A 15,979-nucleotide genomic window follows, 5' to 3' on the forward strand; every position below is an offset into this window, starting at 1 on the left:
GCGACTGCAGATCCGAACGTGGAAAACCCGGGTGCTGATCCATAACAGGAATCCCTCACGATACCCGATCCGGGCTTTCGCGTAGGGCTAATCGTCGATAAAATCGTGAAGATGCGCAGGGAGACGTCTGCTTTTAAGATACTTGAACAGTTCAAACCAGATGATGCTCGCGACGCCGGCTCCTATCGCGATGGCCAGGGCCATCGCCGGTACCGGGCTGAAAAGGAACAGATCCTGGAGCCCCGGCACGTACAGGACGAGGAACAGGGCAACGAGCGTACCCGCAAACACCCAGGCAAGTGACGTGTTCGGCGTTCGCATGGTCGAGACCAGTGTCCTCGTCCACGAACGGTTGGTGAGGATCAGCATGAGGTTCGAGATCACGATGGTGGTGAACGCCAGTGCCCTCGCCTGGGTCGCCACGAGCCCGCCGGAGAGCGCTGCGCTGTATACCAGGAGAACGATGCCGAGGACTACCATTCCCTGGATCACGGAGAGGAACGCCGCCCCACGGGTGAACAGGACCTCGGTCTTTTTTCGCGGGGGGCGATTCATCACATCGGACTCCTCGGGTTCTGCCTCGAATACGATGGAGCATGCCGGATCGATGATCAGTTCCAGGAAGACGATATGTACCGGAAGGAGTACCAGGGGGAGGTCGAAGAGCACCGGGAGAAGCGACATTCCCGCTATAGGGACGTGGATCGAGAGGATGTAGGACACGGCCTTTTTAAGGTTGTCAAAGATTCTCCTCCCCAGGCGTACTGCGGCGACTATCGAGCTGAACGCATCGTCGAGCAGGACGAGCGAGGCCGATTCCCGGGCCACGTCCGTACCCCGCCGGCCCATCGCGATCCCGATATCGGCGGATTTCAACGCCGGGGCATCATTTACTCCGTCCCCGGTCATGGCAACCACCTCCCCGTTCTCTTTCAGCGCATCAACTATCCTCAGTTTCTGCCGGGGGACGGTCCTTGCGAAGACATTCGCGGATCCGACCCGCGCTTTGAGCGCTTCACCGTCCAACTCTTCAAGTTCTGGCCCGGTTATGCATTTTTCAGGATCTTTGAGCCCGATTTGGCGGGCTATGTTGAGGGCGGTCAGGGCGTAATCCCCGGTGATCATGATTACCCGGATCCCCGCATCGTAACACTCGCGAACCGCCTGAGGCACGTCAGGACGCACCGGGTCGGCAAAACCGATCAGGCCCAGGAATTCGAATACGAAATCATGCTGGTTCGCCGGGAGCCTTGTCCTGGTGAATGCGGCTTTCGCCACTCCGAGAACCCTAAGCCCCTCTGCGGCCATGGCATCGACCTGTACGGTGAGATCCTTCATGGAGGATACATCGAGGTGGCAGAGATCGGCGACCGCCTCCGGCGCTCCCTTGGCGGCGATGACGTAATCGGTCCCGTCCGGCGACATCCACACGTTTGACATCGCGAGCAGTTCGGGGGAGAGCGGGTACTCGATCACGAGCTCCCAGTTCCTGTGGACATGATCGGTCGTACCGAACTCCCCGTCGGCGATCTTCTTGAGGGCTTTTTCCATGGGATCGAAGGGGTCTTTCTTGCTGGCGAGAATACCGAACTCCATCAGCGTGTGGCATGATTCGGGAACACGCCCGCCGGAGTCGGAGGGGAAGTCGCAGGGTACCCCCCCGGCAGAAAATTTCTTCACCGACATCCTGTTTTCGGTAAGAGTCCCGGTCTTGTCCACGCAGAGGACGGTCGCAGCACCAAGGATCTCGACCGCCGGGATCTGCCTGGTGAGCACATTCTTCCGTGAGATTCTCCAGGCCCCCAGCGCCAGAAAAATGGTCAGCACGACCGGGAATTCCTCGGGGAGGATCGCCATGGCAAGGGTTACCCCCGCGAGCAGCCCTTCTATCCAGTTCAGCCGGGTTATCCCGTAGACCACCACGATGAGGATACAGAGCGCGAGCCCCACGAGCGCGATAGTGAGAACGATGCCGGATATCTCCTGTTTCAGGTGCGTATCGCTCCGTTCCACCTCTCCGAGGGTCATCCCGATCTTACCCATTTCGGTCCGGATCCCTGTCGATCGAACCTCGGCAACCCCCCGGCCCTGGACCACCATAGTCCCTGACCAGACCCACGGAAGTCCGTCACCTCCGGGACGATCCTCCCCTATCCCCTCTTTCCATGCGACCTTGCGCACCGGAACCGATTCCCCTGTGAGCAGGGACTCGTCAACGGCGATGTTGTTGGAATACAGGAGGACCGCATCCGCCGGCACCCTGTCGCCCTCCGAGAGGATCAGCATGTCGCCGGTCACTACCTCCCTGCCCGGGATGCGGCGATGCTCGCCGTCGCGAATCACCAGCGCCCGGGGGCTGGAAAGACTTCGCAGGGCATCCAGAGCCCGTTCGGTCTTCTGTTCCTGATATACGGTGATTCCGATGATGACGAGCACAAAACTGAGCAGGATGAGTCCTTCCTGAATATCACCCAGAATAAAATAGATCGATCCGGCAGCCACAAGGAGGATGAACATGGGCTCCCTGGCGACATCGAGGATTATCCGGGAGACGCTCCGCTTTTTTGCCGCAGGCAGTTCGTTGTATCCTTCCTTGCGCAGCCTGTCGGCGGCCTCATGCTCCGGGAGTCCCTTCACCGAATCGATCTCAAAGACCTGCAACGGACGTCCATCCCCTGCCGTGTCACAGTGTCGTTGACACACCTTTTAAAATATTTGAACCGAAGGGATCCCGGGGATTTTCGGAAGTACCACTATATGCGTTCCGTGGGAGATCTCATCCCGTTTCCGGGGTAATTGGTCTTTGGCCGGATGCCGTGCAGGCCTGCCTACCCGGTGAGAAACCCGCCGTTCCTTGCCGGTTCTCTTCCGGCCCAGGAACAGATTTCCCCCCCTGCAGCGACAGAGAGCTTATTAACCTCAGACATCATGTAAGATATCACAGTTTTCCATAACTGTTCGAGACAACCACTATGTATAAATCAAATTTTAACAGTGGCGGCCCTAGAAATTACGGCCCCCGCGAGATGACCAAAGTAGTCTGTTCAGACTGCGGTAAAGAGTGCGAAGTACCGTTCAAGCCGACCGAGGGAAGACCTGTCTATTGCCAGGAGTGCCTCCCGAAGCACCGGCGCCCCCGGTTCTAAATCCATCAAACTAACTCTTTTTAGGAAAATCCGTCTGCCAGGAAAACCTTGTTATAATACTGTTCGGTGGTTCAGTAGCAATGCACATCCTGCTGCAACGCCTGATCCTTCCGATTGACGGATCACGACGAATATCCCTGTATTACTTTTAGACTTTTTTATAGCGCGAATGAGAACCCCGGGACGAATAAGGTAGGGTTATTTCCCGATGAAAAATTACGCGGTGATTGAAGAACCTTTCAGAATATCGTTATTAACCCCTCGGACAAGAGGAGGAAGCCGAGCGATACGAGAAAGAATCCGAGCACCGTGAAGAAGACCGCAGGGAGTCTTTTCCACCGGAACAGCCACGCGATCACCGGGGTACTATACAACCCGAGCCCCGGTATCCAGGATATGAACACGCAGGAGATGGAACCGTATTTGTATATGATCTTCACCTTCTGCATCTTTTTTTCCACTTTATCCAGCCAATTCCGGACCTTTTCGGAGCTCTGTGCGAAGGTATCGCATATCTCCAGGATGCCAAGCACCATCCCCACGGCGAACGAAGTCATCACGGAAAGGATCACCGCAGGAGACAGGCCCATCCCGACCCCTACGGGGGAGGCGGTTGCCTGAAGGAGGAAGGTCGAGCTTATCAGCGCGACGATCACTCCAACAGGAACTCCTGCGATGACTCCGATAAAAAGGGGGATCGCCAGACCGAATATAAAGAAAAAGAAAAAAGCCTTCAGGATCTGACGGAATATGATGATTGCCCGAAAAAATGGTTTTTCCATCCGACAGTACCATTCACCTGCCAGGATATATACATATTCGCCGGCTCTCATGGGAGATGGGGAGAAACGCGATTAAACTGGATTTGGGAGAGCACCGGGATACTGCGGCTCTCCGGGCGCCATCACGCATGACTGAAAACCTCGAATTATTCCGCAGACGCCGGGATTTTCTTTCGACCCGGTCGGACAGACCCGGATTAACATGAGTTCCCCGCTGCATCCGGGAGCAGGGATCCCGGGAAACACTCCGGAAATGCCAGGAGGGGACTCGGGATATTTAAGGTGGAGGTTAATACCAATCGGTTCATATGAGTCTGTGACATGAGCCAGCATTCAGGACACTGGCGATTCGGGACGGTCATGACCCTGATCCTCCAGGGGTTGATCGTGATGATTCTCATAGCCAGCCTGGTAACCGGGGGACTTATCGCGGTGTTTATTCCTGCGGTCGTCCTCTTCATGACCCTCATACCGACCATTATTGAGAGGAAATACAAAGTCGCAATACCATGGTGGATCACGTTCCTGATCGTGCTCTCGCTCTATATCCACCTTGCCGGGGAGTATTTTACCTGGTATGTCATGTTCTACCCGTATTATGACAAGGTTGCACACCTCATCGCAGGTATTACCGCGGCACTCATCGGATTTACCGCGGTCCTGCTCATGGACCGGTACACCGAGAACAACTTCGACCGTTACGTGATCATCCTGATGATTATCATGTTCACCATGGCATTCGGGGCGTTCTGGGAGATCTTCGAGTTTACCATGGATACGTTCTTCGGGACGTCCCTTCAGCACGGGAACACGGACACGATGCTCGACCTGATATTCGACCTCTTTGCCGCTATAATCGTGGCGGCATTAGGGAATTTCTACCTTAGGCGGCTTTCCAAGTGTGAGTTGATGCACCTGCTCGCGGGAAACCCGAAATTTCCCCTGAAGTACGAGGAAAAACCATGCGACGAGAAACCCGAATCACCCTCGCGATACCAAGAAGATAAGTAGAATAGTCCCGACTATTAGTAAAATTTATATAACACAATGTAAAATATACCGTACGTCAGGGTGACCTGACCCCGCCGATGACAGATTCGGTCGCGGAAATGAAGAATAACGGCACTCCAGTATGTTAAAAGCGTCATTAAGCATCAGTTCATGACAATTTCGGATGTGTACGCCGTTCTCCAGACCACCATGATCTGCTTCGTTCGGATCGTCACGCGGGAAGAAAAGACCGATACAGATGCCGTGTGGTTCTTCGCCGGGATGCTCCGTAACCATTCCCCCACAACCACCAACATTCCGGCGATTCACACGACATGAGCCGGGGAGCCGGATATCCGGCGGGCAGGCCCGAGGGAGAGGATTCCGGCCTGCCGGATATTTATCATCCGCACCAGTCGCTATTTTCGTGCGTTTAGCGATTTTAATGCGATACCTGATGGCGGATTACCAAAAGGGTTATCTCGCTTCGCTATCCCTGTTCATTTATACAAAGCAGTGCTCATGATGTGAAGGGGATCCGGGAATGATTGCACTCCGTTTTTACCGCATGTACGATATCGGCAGGGAGGTCGACCTCTCCGCCCTGGAACGATCGCTTTCGGAGGGGTATTCGCCTGCCCGGACCAGCTTTTTACGGGTAAGGCCCCAGTCCATCATTCTCGAGGAGCCCCCGCTGAAGATCAGGCTCAAACCCCTCGACGTCGATTACCGCGGGACTTCCTCTCACTACACGGTATTTGCGCATATTTACGATTTCGGCGCGATCAGCCTTTGTTTTGCGTACGAGGACCAGGAAGCACCTCCTTCTCTGCTTATGGATGTCCCGGGCAATTTTCCGGGGCAGTCAGGGTTGAACGAGTTTTTCACCGCCTACCTTGCGGCACTCGGAGACATTCTTGCACCCCACATCCAGTTCTCCGCTGACAAGGACTTCTTCGAGGAATACACCATTTACGTCGCAGACCGTATCGATCCCCGGGTCGATCCTGTAGTCCTTCTCACGGGCGAAACGGGTCCCCTCTCGCCGCAGATGCGGGAAGAGATCCTGAAAAACTCCCTTAGTTATACGAATGAGGATCTGGCCGTCCTGACCTGGGACGGGGCGCTGCTCTTCAGCCCTGAGTACCCCGGTGACCTGATGGAGCTGATCGAGTTTGCCTGCGTCCAGGTGCTCGAGCTCCGGTACTACGACAGGGAGCTCACCCGGCAGATGTCCAGAATGTACGATGATATCGAGCAGGCGGACCGGCTTCCCCGCTACCGGCGGAGCCGCCAGTATCACATGATCATGGCGCGGCTGATGGAGACCTATGCGGAGATCTCGGAGATCACCGAGAAGATTCACAACCTGATCAAGGTCACCGAGGATGTCTATTATGCCCGGGTCTACGCAGCGGTCCTGAACGTGCTCCGGAGCGGGCAATGGAACCAGAGCGTCGCAAGGAAGATCGAGGTCATCCAGGAGAATTATTCCATGCTCTCGGACGAGGTGAGGATCCAGCACTCCAACTTCCTCGAATGGGTGATCATCTTCCTGATTGCATTCGAGCTGGTCCTCGGGATCTGGCAGATCTTCAGGTGATCCGGGAGTCCACTGGAAAAGATCTCTCCATCGGCTGAACAGGACCTGGCAGGGAACCGGATGACCGGTTGGCCGGTGGCATCCGGGCAGGATCACGGATGAAGCCGGGCCGGCTGTCCAGCCGGGATGAATTGATCGTCAGAGGCTGGTCATGAACCTGTCCCTGATCTGCGCCGGGGTGAGGGGGATGTTGTCCACCGTCGCATTGCCGGGTTCAAGGAGCACATGTACGAAATTCGGCCCGTCATTGAGCTCGGCGATCGCGCTGTCAAGGCTCTCCCGGTCTTCGACCTTCCAGGTGCGGGTAAACCCGGCCCCGAGCGCGATCAGCTCGAGATCGGCCGACCGGTACGCGGGGGTAAGCTGGTTTCCGGTACTTCCGAACGCCCCGTTGTCGAGGCAGAATATGGTCAGATTCCGCGGTTTTTTGGTAGCGATCACCGGAAGTATTCCGGTCCCGAGGAGACTCCCGTCTCCGTCAATCACCCACACGTCCCGCGCGGTTCCCTGTGAGAGCCCGAGGCCGATGGGGGATGCCTGGGTATAACTCCCCAGCATGTAAAAATTCAGCGGGCGGTCCAGGGCTGCATAAAGCTCTTTACCAGGGACCCCGATGTTCGAGACCACCGCCTGCTGGTCGAGGTGACCTGCGATGACCCGGATCGCGTCGTACCGGGTCATGGACGGGTTCTCTACCCGGCGTCGGAACACGATCGAGGTCTCCCTACTGCGGGAGATCGTTTCGCACCCTGTCCGGCAGGTGTGATCTCCCTTCCAGGCCCCGGGGAGAATAAGGGCGACGTGGGGCGTGGCACATTCAAAGGCGCGCTCTATAAGATCCCCAATCTTCGGCATTTCCCCATGGGTCCTGATTATCGTGTAGGGAATACCGGCCGATTTGAGTATCTCCGGGAGCGCACGATTGAACGGCACCTGGGCAGGGATAACCTCGTCCTGGACCCCCCGCCAGCTCGCCAGGATCGGCAGGGGAAGTGTGTAGGTGCAGGTAAGAGAGAGAAGTGCATTGAGCGAATTCCCAAGCCCGGAGCTCTGGATGACCATCGCAGGCTTCATCCCGGCAAGGTACGCCCCCGCGGAGACGCCTATCCCGTCTTCCTCCCTGGTCAGCCCTACATGATTGAACGCTTCGGGAATCATGAAACAGAGATCCTTTGCCTTATCGCAGGGTATGGAGGATACGAGATCTATCCCGTGCTCTTTCAGTATCGAGATGACAACGTCCTCATACATGGTGCTTCACCCAGTCCAGGAGCTCGCGGGTGCCGTCATCGACCCTGGATCCCGCGGGTACCGTGAGGGCCGCAGAGACGGGTAGTAACGTGTAGTCTTCGCGCACTCTCCGGTACCCCCCGCCGGTAATATTCAGCAGGACTGTCCCGTTTCTTTCTAGTTCCCCTGCTTCACACGCGGACACGAGGGACGCTGTACAGACCGATGCCGCCGGATCGAGGTCGATCCCCTCGGTGTCCGCGAACAGTTTCTCCGCGGCACGGGCCTCATCGTTGGACACCGCATACATCTCTCCCCGGGTATCAGAAAGCGCGTCGAAGACACCCCCCCTGATGGAGAAGGGCGGTTCCCGGTTGGTGAGGACATCGGAATACACCTCCCCGATCGCATGCTTTGCATCCGGCATGTCCTTCTCGGGGACGAGGTACCTCCTTCGTTCATTCCAGGCGGAGACCATGGGTATGAAAGGGAGGTTCTGGCAGAGACGGAGCGAGGGAAGGACAGGCCCGAACCGGCCGTCGCCTTTAAGCCGAAGCGCAGCCTCCCAGGCCGAGATCCCCCCTGTCCCGCTCCCCACCGCCTGGAAATAATAATCCGGCATCCTCCCGATGGTGACCGCGGCATCGAGCATCACCGTTCCCATCCCGTCCCTGCGGGCCACGTTCTTCGCACCGCCTTCGGCGAGGAACCCGGGGAGCGTGCATACTTCCCGGCTGAACGCTATCGCATCGGTATAATCACCCCGGACCGCGATGACAAATGCCTGCCGGGCCGGGGCGGTAGTCCAGAGACGGGAGAGCGCGGTCTCGGGCACTACCACCACCACCGGCGTGCCCGTAACGGCGGATACCTGGAGAAACGCCCGGGCGGTATTCCCTGCGGATGCGATGACCAGCACTCCGGGCCTTCGTTCCCTCTGGCGGATGACCGTGGGGATCGCTTCCAGCTCCTTGAATGAGCAGGTGGTGATCGCCGCACCCCGTTCCGGCCAGTAGCCGTTGAAATCTATGAAAAGATTATCGATATGCAGCTCCCTCGCGAGCCCCTCGCTCCGGTAGCAGACGGGGCCTGCATCCAGGGGGAGCGTATGGCCTATGGGGAGCCAGTCGCAGAACCGGAAGATCCCCGGGGATTCGCGGAGCTGCAACTGGCGGCTCGAATACTCGGTCCGCAGGAGCGACACATGCCCATCCGGGCAATCGAGGGTATAGCGATCCCTCACCACCTCGCCGCCTTCGAGACACCGCAGGCGATATTTTTCGACCGTCACATATCCTCCAGTTTTCCAGTGACCTGGAATTCTCCCTCCAGGATAAGGGTCTTTAAGTATTCACATAACCTCAATGCCCGCGCCCGGTCGGACTGGCGGAGCGTAACGGGCACGGTGCGGTGCCCGACATTCAAGTTACCGAGCTCGCCGTGGAAGGCCCCTCCGGGGCAGACCCCGACACAGGTCCCGCAATTCACGCAGAGCCCGGGGTCTATCCCGGTCCCCGGTAGTATCGCGCCCGTCGGACAGTATCCCGCTGCTTCGCAGGTTTCGCACCGGATGCAGGAACCCTCGGTATAGGTAACGGTCAGGTCGGTCCCGTTCCAGACCTCCCCGTAGTGGGATGCCGCAACAGGGACCCGGTTGTTGATGTCCGAGACGGGAAGCGGAATCTCTTCGTTCGTCACCCGTAACCGTGTGAGGATTGCATCGTCCAGGACCGGGATTGGGATCGCCACCGAGGAGGTACATTCGGGCCCGGAGGAAGTGACGAACCCGCCCATCATCTCCGGGATCATCCGGTGCATCTCGCAGAACGCGGCGATATTCGGTTTATCCCTGCTGCTCCGCGTTCCCTGGCCCATGATATACCCGGCTCCCCCGTTTAGAAGGATACGGGTCCCCACCCCTATCGTCGAGAGATTGGGGTCGTTTTGCAGCGGGTTGATATCTCCGCAGCCACTGACGGAGATCTCCCCGGAAGGCCCCGAAAGCCCCCGTACGGAGAAGATGGTGTTTACCACCCCGGGACGCGGGTTCAGGTACGCCCCGTAATTTTTAAAGGCACTGCGGGTGGTGATGATCCGGGCGGAGCCCATCTCCCTGAGGGTTATCGACCGGGAAAACCTCTTCCCCCCGGCCTCGATCTCCACATCGACCAGGGACCCCGCGACGAGGTCGCGGAAGAGGTGGCCCCCCCCGTAGGAATTATCGGCCCGGGAGGTGCCGTATATCACAAGGTCCACAGAACCGAGCCGTTCGTTCGGGCATGGCCCGGGTATTGCGGGCACCCCGTTCAGCCATGCCCTCTCGGCCCGGTCGAAAGAACCGGGTCCGGAGACCGGCACGTGGAGCACCGCGATGGTCCCGGACATTACCCCGAACGTCCCCGTGGTAACCACGTCGACATCCTTCGCGGAGATTCGCTCACCTCTCCCTGTAAGATCCTTCAGTTCGGCCGCGGTGTATACAACCGCGTCTCCCCGTGTGATCCTGTCATTAATCTCCTCAATGGTCTTTTTCACGGGAATTCCACCTAATCTATCCTGATGTCCTCCACCCGCACGTGAAGCCCCGAGGATTTCCCGAGCACCATCATGACCACTCCGGTATGGGCACGCTGCATCATACAGAAGGAAGGGAGAAAAAACTGCCGGAGCCCGAAGCCGGGGGGGTTTTTCACCACCCGGGCGATCCCTTCGAACCCGACCACGTGGTACGCCTGGATATCCTTGACCTGTGCATCCCTGGCCCGCTGCGGACCGACCGTATGGCAGGAGAGCACCCCGGTGACGGGGTTGGCATCGATCACCGACAGCACGTGCTGGATGGGACAGCCCGCGCCCATCGGCCTCCCGAGTACGATATCCCCGCTTCTGATGTCCCAGCGTTCGACGAGATCAGGGCGGAACGGGTGGATAATCTTCCGGGCCGAGGGCTCGCCCGGGAGCGGGATCAACACAAAATCGTACTCCCTGCCGCATATATCCGTCCCTTTCGGGGAGGTGATGGGAATGTGCAGGTCCGGTGCCCGACTTTCAAAAAAGGGGCATTCCGGATAATCTTTCTCCCCGCAGGAGACGAGGGCCATGAACTCCTCGCAGCTCCGTGCCCCGCAGGCCCCGCAGTTCTTCCCCGGGGGCTGCCAGGAGCGGGTATCAGTCCCCGCGGAACAGGTCGTCGGCACCTTCAAGTTTTCTCACCACCCCGGAATGTTTTTGCCACCCGATCTCCTGTTTTCCCACACATATGGTGCATACCCCAAGGGGCGGTATTCCCCTGAGAGTTATCGTCCCGGGATCCTCGATCTCGTCCGTCTGCTCGATCGCTCTCATGAGGTAGCGAAGGCCGGTTCCCTGGATGGCGTTGGTCTCTATAATCTCCACGTGGGGCGCGACCTCTTTTGTCCGTTCCCGGAACACCTCTTTCTCAGACTGGGACACCAGGTCGGTCTTGGTGATTACCGCGATGTCGGCGAGCGATATCATGGGCCCCATCTTGAGGGGGGAGTTCATCCCGCTCACCGCCGAAAGAACGACAATCCCCAGTGACTGTGTGGTGTAGGGCGAACACCGGAGGCAGAGGCCGGCGCTTTCCACGATAAATATCTCTGCACCGTTCTCTTCCGCCCAGGAGAGCGCGTCGGCGAGGACCATGATCCCGGTGTGGTCGGGACAGAGGTCCCCGGAGTATACTTTTCTGGCCGGGATGCCGAACTCTGCCCTCAGCTCCTCGTCCTCGAACGCCCGTACCACATCGATCTTGAGGAAGGCAACCCTTTTTTTCCCGAGGAAGTGCCTGATAATCTGCCTTGCTACCGCGGTCTTCCCGGCACTTGGCGGACCGGCGATGACGATCAGTTTCATGCCGGAAAACCCTTCTCCACCAGCAGCTCGCCTGCCCGGATCCTCTCCCTGAACATGCAGAGGGTGACGTCCATTCGTTCCACCATCTCCAGCACCTGCCGCTCTTTTCCCTTCGGTTCGAGTATCTTTTCAACAGCCCCGTTTCTCATTACCACCCTTCTGTCCGAGAGGAGGGATACCAGCGGGTCGTGGGTGACGAATATCACGGACTTGCAATGTTCCTTTAAGACCCGGATCACCTTTTCCCGAAATATGCCGGCATTTTCAACCTCATCGAGGAGAATAAGGGGCGCATTGCTGACCAGGATGGCGTCGGCTACCATCAGGGAACGGGTCTGCCCCCCGGAAAGGGCGGTGATCCTGCAGGAAGGCTGGATCTGTTCCCCGGTGAACTGGTTGGCCAGGTCGATCGTCTCCCGGACGATTCCAGGGTCCTGTAATTTACGTGCCTTCACGTGCATAGTGAGGAATGCCTCTACCGTGAGGTCGGCGAGGCACTTGGTGTTCTGGGTGATCAGCGCCACCGGCTTCATCGAGGGGTCACGGATATACTCCTCGGGGGGAACTCTTCCGTTTACCAGGACGGTCCTCCCCGTTGCCGTGTCGTTCTGGGCGAATACCTCGATATCGTTGATCAGTGCGGTCTTCCCCGAACCGGTAGGTCCTACGATGGACAAGGTATCCCCGGGGCGGATCACCAGAGAATCGAACTTCTCGGGCCGTCCCTGCTTGTCGTGGCCGGGAAGGATGGTGATCTCGCTGATGGCGCAGGTGTCCATGGAGTATACATGGTACGGGGGAATAAAATACATTTGCATTATTCTAGTTATTAATTACCTATTAAGGAAATATTATTAATAATAATTATACTATGGTATTATAATGTTCTCAAAAATGGTATTCGAGAAGGAGTTTCGCACCGCACTCGAGGAGGAGCTCCGACGCCAGGGCCTGACTATCAGGGAGCTGGCAGAAAAGGCCGGAATACCGGCTGCTACGCTTTACAAGCTCTCTTCGGGTGAGAGGGATGTACGGCTGTCCACCGTGAAGAGGATCGTGCAGGTCCTTGAGCCGCGGTACCCACCGTTTATTGCGGTTATCGCGGCGAAGTTTCTCCTGGACGAAGTAGAGGGACAGAAGATCACGTTCGGCGAACAGACCTGCATTATCCGGGGTTACACCGCGAATTCCATCGAAGAATGTATTATAGCGGCGGTAAAGGCGGAGAAGGAGGGTGCGGTGGGGATCGTGTGCGCACCGGTGCTCGCGTCGATGGTGGAGAAGATCGTGGATGTCCCTGTAGCCATCATGAAGCCCGGGAAAAAGACCGTGCTCGATGCACTGGACGTCATCGGGAAGCGGATTTCGTGAGGAAAAGTCCAGAACACGAGGCCCCGGAATCTTCCCGGAATTTTTTTTACCCTCCGTTTTGTTTCACTTTCTCCTCTTTTACCTCGGGGCTGAAGAGGAAGAACAGGCCGCTCACCAGCATCAGCAGGTCAAGCGGAGGCACAATGCTCGCTATGAGCGCAATGATACCTGCACGCTGCCAGCGGCCCGATCCGGTCGACCAGAGAGATACGAACCCGAGAATAATTCCCAGGATCTTTACAAAGGCCAGGGCGTAAAGCCCCCCGATAAAGAGCCCGGGCAGGCCTTGCAGCATGCGGGCGATCAGCACGCCCGCGAGGAGGACCAGGGCCACCGCGAGTATGCTCAGGACCAGGGAGACGATCAGGATGATCTTCCCGATCTTCGCCTCGGAGCTCAACCCTCGCAGTTCGAGAATTCCGGTCATTATCCTCGTATGGCCCCCGGAATTATATAACGGTATTTCAGCCCTTCCTTCGCCCGGTTACCTGTGGAGGATGAGGCACACGGCCGCTTTTGCGTTTCTGATTTGGGAATTTAGCGCCTTATTATTGTAAATAAACCCTATGATGCTTTATGGTAAAGGGGGAAGCGATCAGGCCAGCAGCGGGAGGATGCGTATCCGAAGGAAAGAACAATTATCCGGGATAAAAAAGAGAATCTCATTGTGGAATCACGCGAGGTTGCGGTGCTCCAGCATGTCCCGGAGGAGCCGGGAGGCATCATTGAAGAGCTTGCAGCTACCCGGGAAATTCCCCTCCGGAGGGTCCGGCTCTACGAGACGAATGATCTCCCGCGGCTGGATTCGTCCCACCTTCTGGTGCTCGGTGGTCCGATGAGCGTGAACGATGAGGCCGAGTACCGTTATCTTCGTCAGGAGAAGGAGCTCATCAGGGAACGGGTCCGACGCGGCCGCCCGGTGCTCGGGGTATGCCTCGGGGCGCAGCTTATCGCATCCGCCGGCGGGGCGCCGGTATCCCGGTGTGAACAGGAGCTCGGGTGGAGCATGGTCGGGCTTGACGAGGGCGCGTCCTTTTCAGGACTCCCGGAGAGGTTCAGGGTGTTCCAGATGCACGGGGAGACCTTCGGCCTGCCTGCCGGTGCGTCGCTGCTCTGTCGCGGTGAGCGGGTTTCCCACCAGGCTTTGGTATGGAAGAGTGCACTCGGAGTCCAGTTTCACCTCGAGCTGACCGGGGAGATGGCCGCTGACTGGACAAAAGGGTGCCAGCCCGGTGAACGGACGAAGATACTGGAAGAAACGAGGCGTTATCTCCCCGAGAGCCACCGGCTTTGCGGTATCATCGCCGGTAAATTCTTTTCAGGAGCCGGTGAAAGGTTCTCCTGGATATAACGTTTTGACAGTGATGGATGTCAGGGACGCATACTCCGTCAGGTTTCATGACCTGCGCCAGGTCAGGACTTTCTCAACCGGCGAAACGATGCCACTCACGGATTGGTGACCTGCCGTACCCGGATATCTCGTTTCCCTGCCTTCATTTTCCCCTAATCCCGGTTTACTAAAGGCCTGCACTACACAGAGATATTGGGGACTTTGGAGAACTATTTATACATAATGTAAAATATACTATACTTAGCACCCCTGACCCGGCGAACATATCCGTCGGGATGTGCGGGATAAAACTCTGAAGACGAATGAGCGCGGGATAACCCCGCTGAGTGATACTATGGTCATTACACCGTTAAACCGAAAAAATTCGAGAATATTCCTGATATTCTTTCTAATCGCTGCATGTGCCTGCACCGCAGTTGCCAGTGCGGCGTCAACGAGCGATGACATCGCGTCATCACAGGTCGCCGTAACCGCGATCTCCCTCGATCCGGAGATCCTCATGCAGGACGATACCGGGATGATCACCGTGGAAGTCCAGAATTTCGGCAGCAGCAGCGTTCCACTCTATCGTGCAACCCTGATGACGGACACCAATCTCAAATTGCAAAACCAGGGTACGTACGACTCGCTGGGATCCCTCGGTGCCGGGACGACCATGAAATTCACCTTCACTGTGAATGCCGATACCTGGGACGGAATATACTATCCCCGGTTCCAGCTCGACTACTCCGACCCCTCGGCGGACGGGCTCCGTTACTCCATCCCTGTCCAGGTGGAGAGCACGGGGATAGAGGTATCGGTCCTTGACGCGCCGGACAGCTTCTCGGATGGGAAAAAGGGTGCAATTACCCTGCTTATCGGGAATCCCCGTGAAAATACCGTTCACGGGATAACCGTTACCCCACAGGGGGACGGGATCACCTCTACCCAGAGGAGCATCTTCGTAGGAGACTTAAAGCCCGGAGAATCCCGGAACGTGACCTTCGATATCACCCCTTCACAGGAGACCGAGCTCACCTTCAACGTCAATTACAAAAACGGGATCAATGCCCATAATGCCACGGTCAGCCTGCCGGTCACGTTCGGCGAGGATAAGATGGGCGCCGATATGGTGATCAGCGGAATCGAGGTCTCCAGGAGCGGGGCCGGGTATTCCATGAGCGGGGATGTGAGCAATGTGGGGCTATCGGATGCAAAATCGGTGATCGTCATGGTGGATTCACCCGCCGTCCCGATCGATCCGGACAGGGTGTCGGTCATAGGCGCCCTCGAACCGGATGACTTCTCCAGTTTCGACCTGACCTTCAATGCGCAGGGGGTGTCCAGCATACCGGTGATAGTCCAGTACAAGGACGAAGACGGGAACCTCTACGAGGAAAAAACCCAGGTGAGCCTCAACTCCATGTCGGCGAGTACCGGCACGGGAAGCGGGACATTCCAGTCAGGACAGGCCGTCCAGGACGGCCAGCCCCCGGGAGGCGCCCGGACGGGTCCGTTTACGTTCGGAAGAGGTGTCAATTCGATCCCCTGGCTCGAGATCGTACTTGCAGTCATCGTCGCGGTCGGTATCGTGGTCGCCTGGAGAAAGGGCGTATTCGGGAAGATCAAAGGACGTATCCGGAAGTAATCC

At 57.5% G+C, this 15,979-nt stretch carries 16 protein-coding genes; 7 read left to right on the forward strand and 9 right to left on the reverse strand.

Annotated elements, in window-relative coordinates; genetic code table 11:
- Positions 1–87: 87 nt before the first annotated feature.
- On the reverse strand, positions 88–2,661 hold the full coding sequence (locus J2741_RS08675; RefSeq protein ID WP_209674884.1) for a cation-translocating P-type ATPase: 2,574 nt from the start codon (positions 2,659–2,661) through the stop codon (positions 88–90).
- Positions 2,662–2,972: 311 nt separating this feature from the next.
- Between J2741_RS08675 and J2741_RS08680 the strand changes: the two genes are divergently transcribed.
- A complete protein-coding gene (locus tag J2741_RS08680) occupies positions 2,973–3,146 on the forward strand; it encodes a CxxC-x17-CxxC domain-containing protein (protein ID WP_209674885.1) in 174 nt (57 codons plus the stop codon).
- Between the two features lie 239 nt (positions 3,147–3,385).
- Here the strand turns inward: J2741_RS08680 and J2741_RS08685 are convergent, their stop codons facing one another.
- A complete protein-coding gene (locus J2741_RS08685) occupies positions 3,386–3,928 on the reverse strand; it encodes a small multi-drug export protein (protein WP_209674886.1) in 543 nt (180 codons plus the stop codon).
- Between the two features lie 321 nt (positions 3,929–4,249).
- Here J2741_RS08685 and J2741_RS08690 point away from each other — a divergent pair, with 321 nt between their 5' ends.
- The 3 genes from J2741_RS08690 to J2741_RS08700 all read left to right on the forward strand — a co-directional run bounded on the left by J2741_RS08690 (position 4,250) and on the right by J2741_RS08700 (position 6,521).
- Positions 4,250–4,939 (forward strand): hypothetical protein, encoded by a 690-nt coding sequence (locus tag J2741_RS08690; protein ID WP_209674887.1) that lies wholly within the window; start codon positions 4,250–4,252, stop codon positions 4,937–4,939.
- A gap of 150 nt (positions 4,940–5,089) precedes the next feature.
- On the forward strand, positions 5,090–5,257 hold the full coding sequence (locus J2741_RS08695; RefSeq protein ID WP_209674888.1) for a hypothetical protein: 168 nt from the start codon (positions 5,090–5,092) through the stop codon (positions 5,255–5,257).
- A 205-nt stretch (positions 5,258–5,462) separates the two neighbouring features.
- A complete protein-coding gene (locus tag J2741_RS08700) occupies positions 5,463–6,521 on the forward strand; it encodes a hypothetical protein (protein WP_209674889.1) in 1,059 nt (352 codons plus the stop codon).
- A 138-nt stretch (positions 6,522–6,659) separates the two neighbouring features.
- Here J2741_RS08700 and comE read toward each other — a convergent pair whose 3' ends face one another.
- Genes comE through J2741_RS08730 form a run of 6 tightly spaced genes read right to left on the reverse strand, consistent with a single transcriptional unit; the run spans position 6,660 to position 12,406 of the window.
- Positions 6,660–7,772 carry a sulfopyruvate decarboxylase subunit beta gene (gene comE, locus J2741_RS08705; RefSeq protein WP_209674890.1) on the reverse strand — a complete coding sequence of 371 codons (1,113 nt, stop codon included), beginning with the start codon at positions 7,770–7,772 and terminating at the stop codon, positions 6,660–6,662.
- Positions 7,765–9,042 (reverse strand): cysteate synthase, encoded by a 1,278-nt coding sequence (locus J2741_RS08710; RefSeq protein WP_209674891.1) that lies wholly within the window; start codon positions 9,040–9,042, stop codon positions 7,765–7,767. The genes comE and J2741_RS08710 overlap by 8 nt, the downstream gene beginning before the upstream one ends.
- A complete protein-coding gene (locus J2741_RS08715) occupies positions 9,039–10,286 on the reverse strand; it encodes a methanogenesis marker 16 metalloprotein (protein ID WP_209674892.1) in 1,248 nt (415 codons plus the stop codon). The genes J2741_RS08710 and J2741_RS08715 overlap by 4 nt, the downstream gene beginning before the upstream one ends.
- Before the next feature lie 11 nt (positions 10,287–10,297).
- The gene (locus J2741_RS08720) at positions 10,298–10,948 is read right to left on the reverse strand and encodes a (Fe-S)-binding protein (protein ID WP_209675607.1); all 651 of its coding nucleotides are present in this window, start codon (positions 10,946–10,948) and stop codon (positions 10,298–10,300) included.
- Positions 10,920–11,627 (reverse strand): GTP-binding protein, encoded by a 708-nt coding sequence (locus J2741_RS08725; protein WP_209674893.1) that lies wholly within the window; start codon positions 11,625–11,627, stop codon positions 10,920–10,922. Before J2741_RS08725 ends, J2741_RS08720 begins: the two co-directional genes overlap by 29 nt.
- Positions 11,624–12,406, reverse strand: coding sequence for an ATP-binding cassette domain-containing protein (locus J2741_RS08730; protein ID WP_209674894.1), 783 nt, complete (start codon positions 12,404–12,406; stop codon positions 11,624–11,626). Before J2741_RS08730 ends, J2741_RS08725 begins: the two co-directional genes overlap by 4 nt.
- Positions 12,407–12,521: 115 nt before the next feature.
- Here J2741_RS08730 and J2741_RS08735 point away from each other — a divergent pair, with 115 nt between their 5' ends.
- Positions 12,522–12,998 (forward strand): helix-turn-helix domain-containing protein, encoded by a 477-nt coding sequence (locus tag J2741_RS08735; RefSeq protein ID WP_342452250.1) that lies wholly within the window; start codon positions 12,522–12,524, stop codon positions 12,996–12,998.
- 46 nt (positions 12,999–13,044) lie between these two features.
- Here J2741_RS08735 and J2741_RS08740 read toward each other — a convergent pair whose 3' ends face one another.
- Positions 13,045–13,425, reverse strand: coding sequence for a hypothetical protein (locus J2741_RS08740; protein WP_209674896.1), 381 nt, complete (start codon positions 13,423–13,425; stop codon positions 13,045–13,047).
- Between the two features lie 240 nt (positions 13,426–13,665).
- Between J2741_RS08740 and J2741_RS08745 the strand changes: the two genes are divergently transcribed.
- Together J2741_RS08745 and J2741_RS08750 are read left to right on the forward strand one after the other, a co-directional pair.
- Positions 13,666–14,349: a type 1 glutamine amidotransferase gene (locus tag J2741_RS08745; protein ID WP_342452251.1), complete on the forward strand. Its 684-nt coding sequence runs from the start codon at positions 13,666–13,668 to the stop codon at positions 14,347–14,349.
- 334 nt (positions 14,350–14,683) lie between these two features.
- A complete protein-coding gene (locus J2741_RS08750) occupies positions 14,684–15,976 on the forward strand; it encodes a COG1361 S-layer family protein (RefSeq protein ID WP_209674897.1) in 1,293 nt (430 codons plus the stop codon).
- Positions 15,977–15,979 lie beyond the last annotated feature (3 nt).

The organism is Methanolinea mesophila, from assembly GCF_017873855.1.
Lineage (GTDB): Archaea > Halobacteriota > Methanomicrobia > Methanomicrobiales > Methanospirillaceae > Methanolinea_B > Methanolinea_B mesophila.

What these genes read in the sequence shown, in the direction of transcription:
- J2741_RS08725 (WP_209674893.1), bottom strand. Translation starts at nt 11,627, where the DNA reads ATGAAACTGATCGTCATCGCCGGTCCGCCAAGTGCCGGGAAGACCGCG.
- J2741_RS08685 (WP_209674886.1), bottom strand. Translation starts at nt 3,928, where the DNA reads ATGGAAAAACCATTTTTTCGGGCAATCATCATATTCCGTCAGATCCTG.
- J2741_RS08695 (WP_209674888.1), top strand. Translation starts at nt 5,090, where the DNA reads ATGACAATTTCGGATGTGTACGCCGTTCTCCAGACCACCATGATCTGC.
- J2741_RS08690 (WP_209674887.1), top strand. Translation starts at nt 4,250, where the DNA reads ATGAGCCAGCATTCAGGACACTGGCGATTCGGGACGGTCATGACCCTG.
- J2741_RS08700 (WP_209674889.1), top strand. Translation starts at nt 5,463, where the DNA reads ATGATTGCACTCCGTTTTTACCGCATGTACGATATCGGCAGGGAGGTC.
- J2741_RS08680 (WP_209674885.1), top strand. Translation starts at nt 2,973, where the DNA reads ATGTATAAATCAAATTTTAACAGTGGCGGCCCTAGAAATTACGGCCCC.
- J2741_RS08730 (WP_209674894.1), bottom strand. Translation starts at nt 12,406, where the DNA reads ATGGACACCTGCGCCATCAGCGAGATCACCATCCTTCCCGGCCACGAC.
- J2741_RS08740 (WP_209674896.1), bottom strand. Translation starts at nt 13,425, where the DNA reads ATGACCGGAATTCTCGAACTGCGAGGGTTGAGCTCCGAGGCGAAGATC.
- J2741_RS08735 (WP_342452250.1), top strand. Translation starts at nt 12,522, where the DNA reads ATGGTATTCGAGAAGGAGTTTCGCACCGCACTCGAGGAGGAGCTCCGA.
- comE (WP_209674890.1), bottom strand. Translation starts at nt 7,772, where the DNA reads ATGTATGAGGACGTTGTCATCTCGATACTGAAAGAGCACGGGATAGAT.
- J2741_RS08750 (WP_209674897.1), top strand. Translation starts at nt 14,684, where the DNA reads ATGGTCATTACACCGTTAAACCGAAAAAATTCGAGAATATTCCTGATA.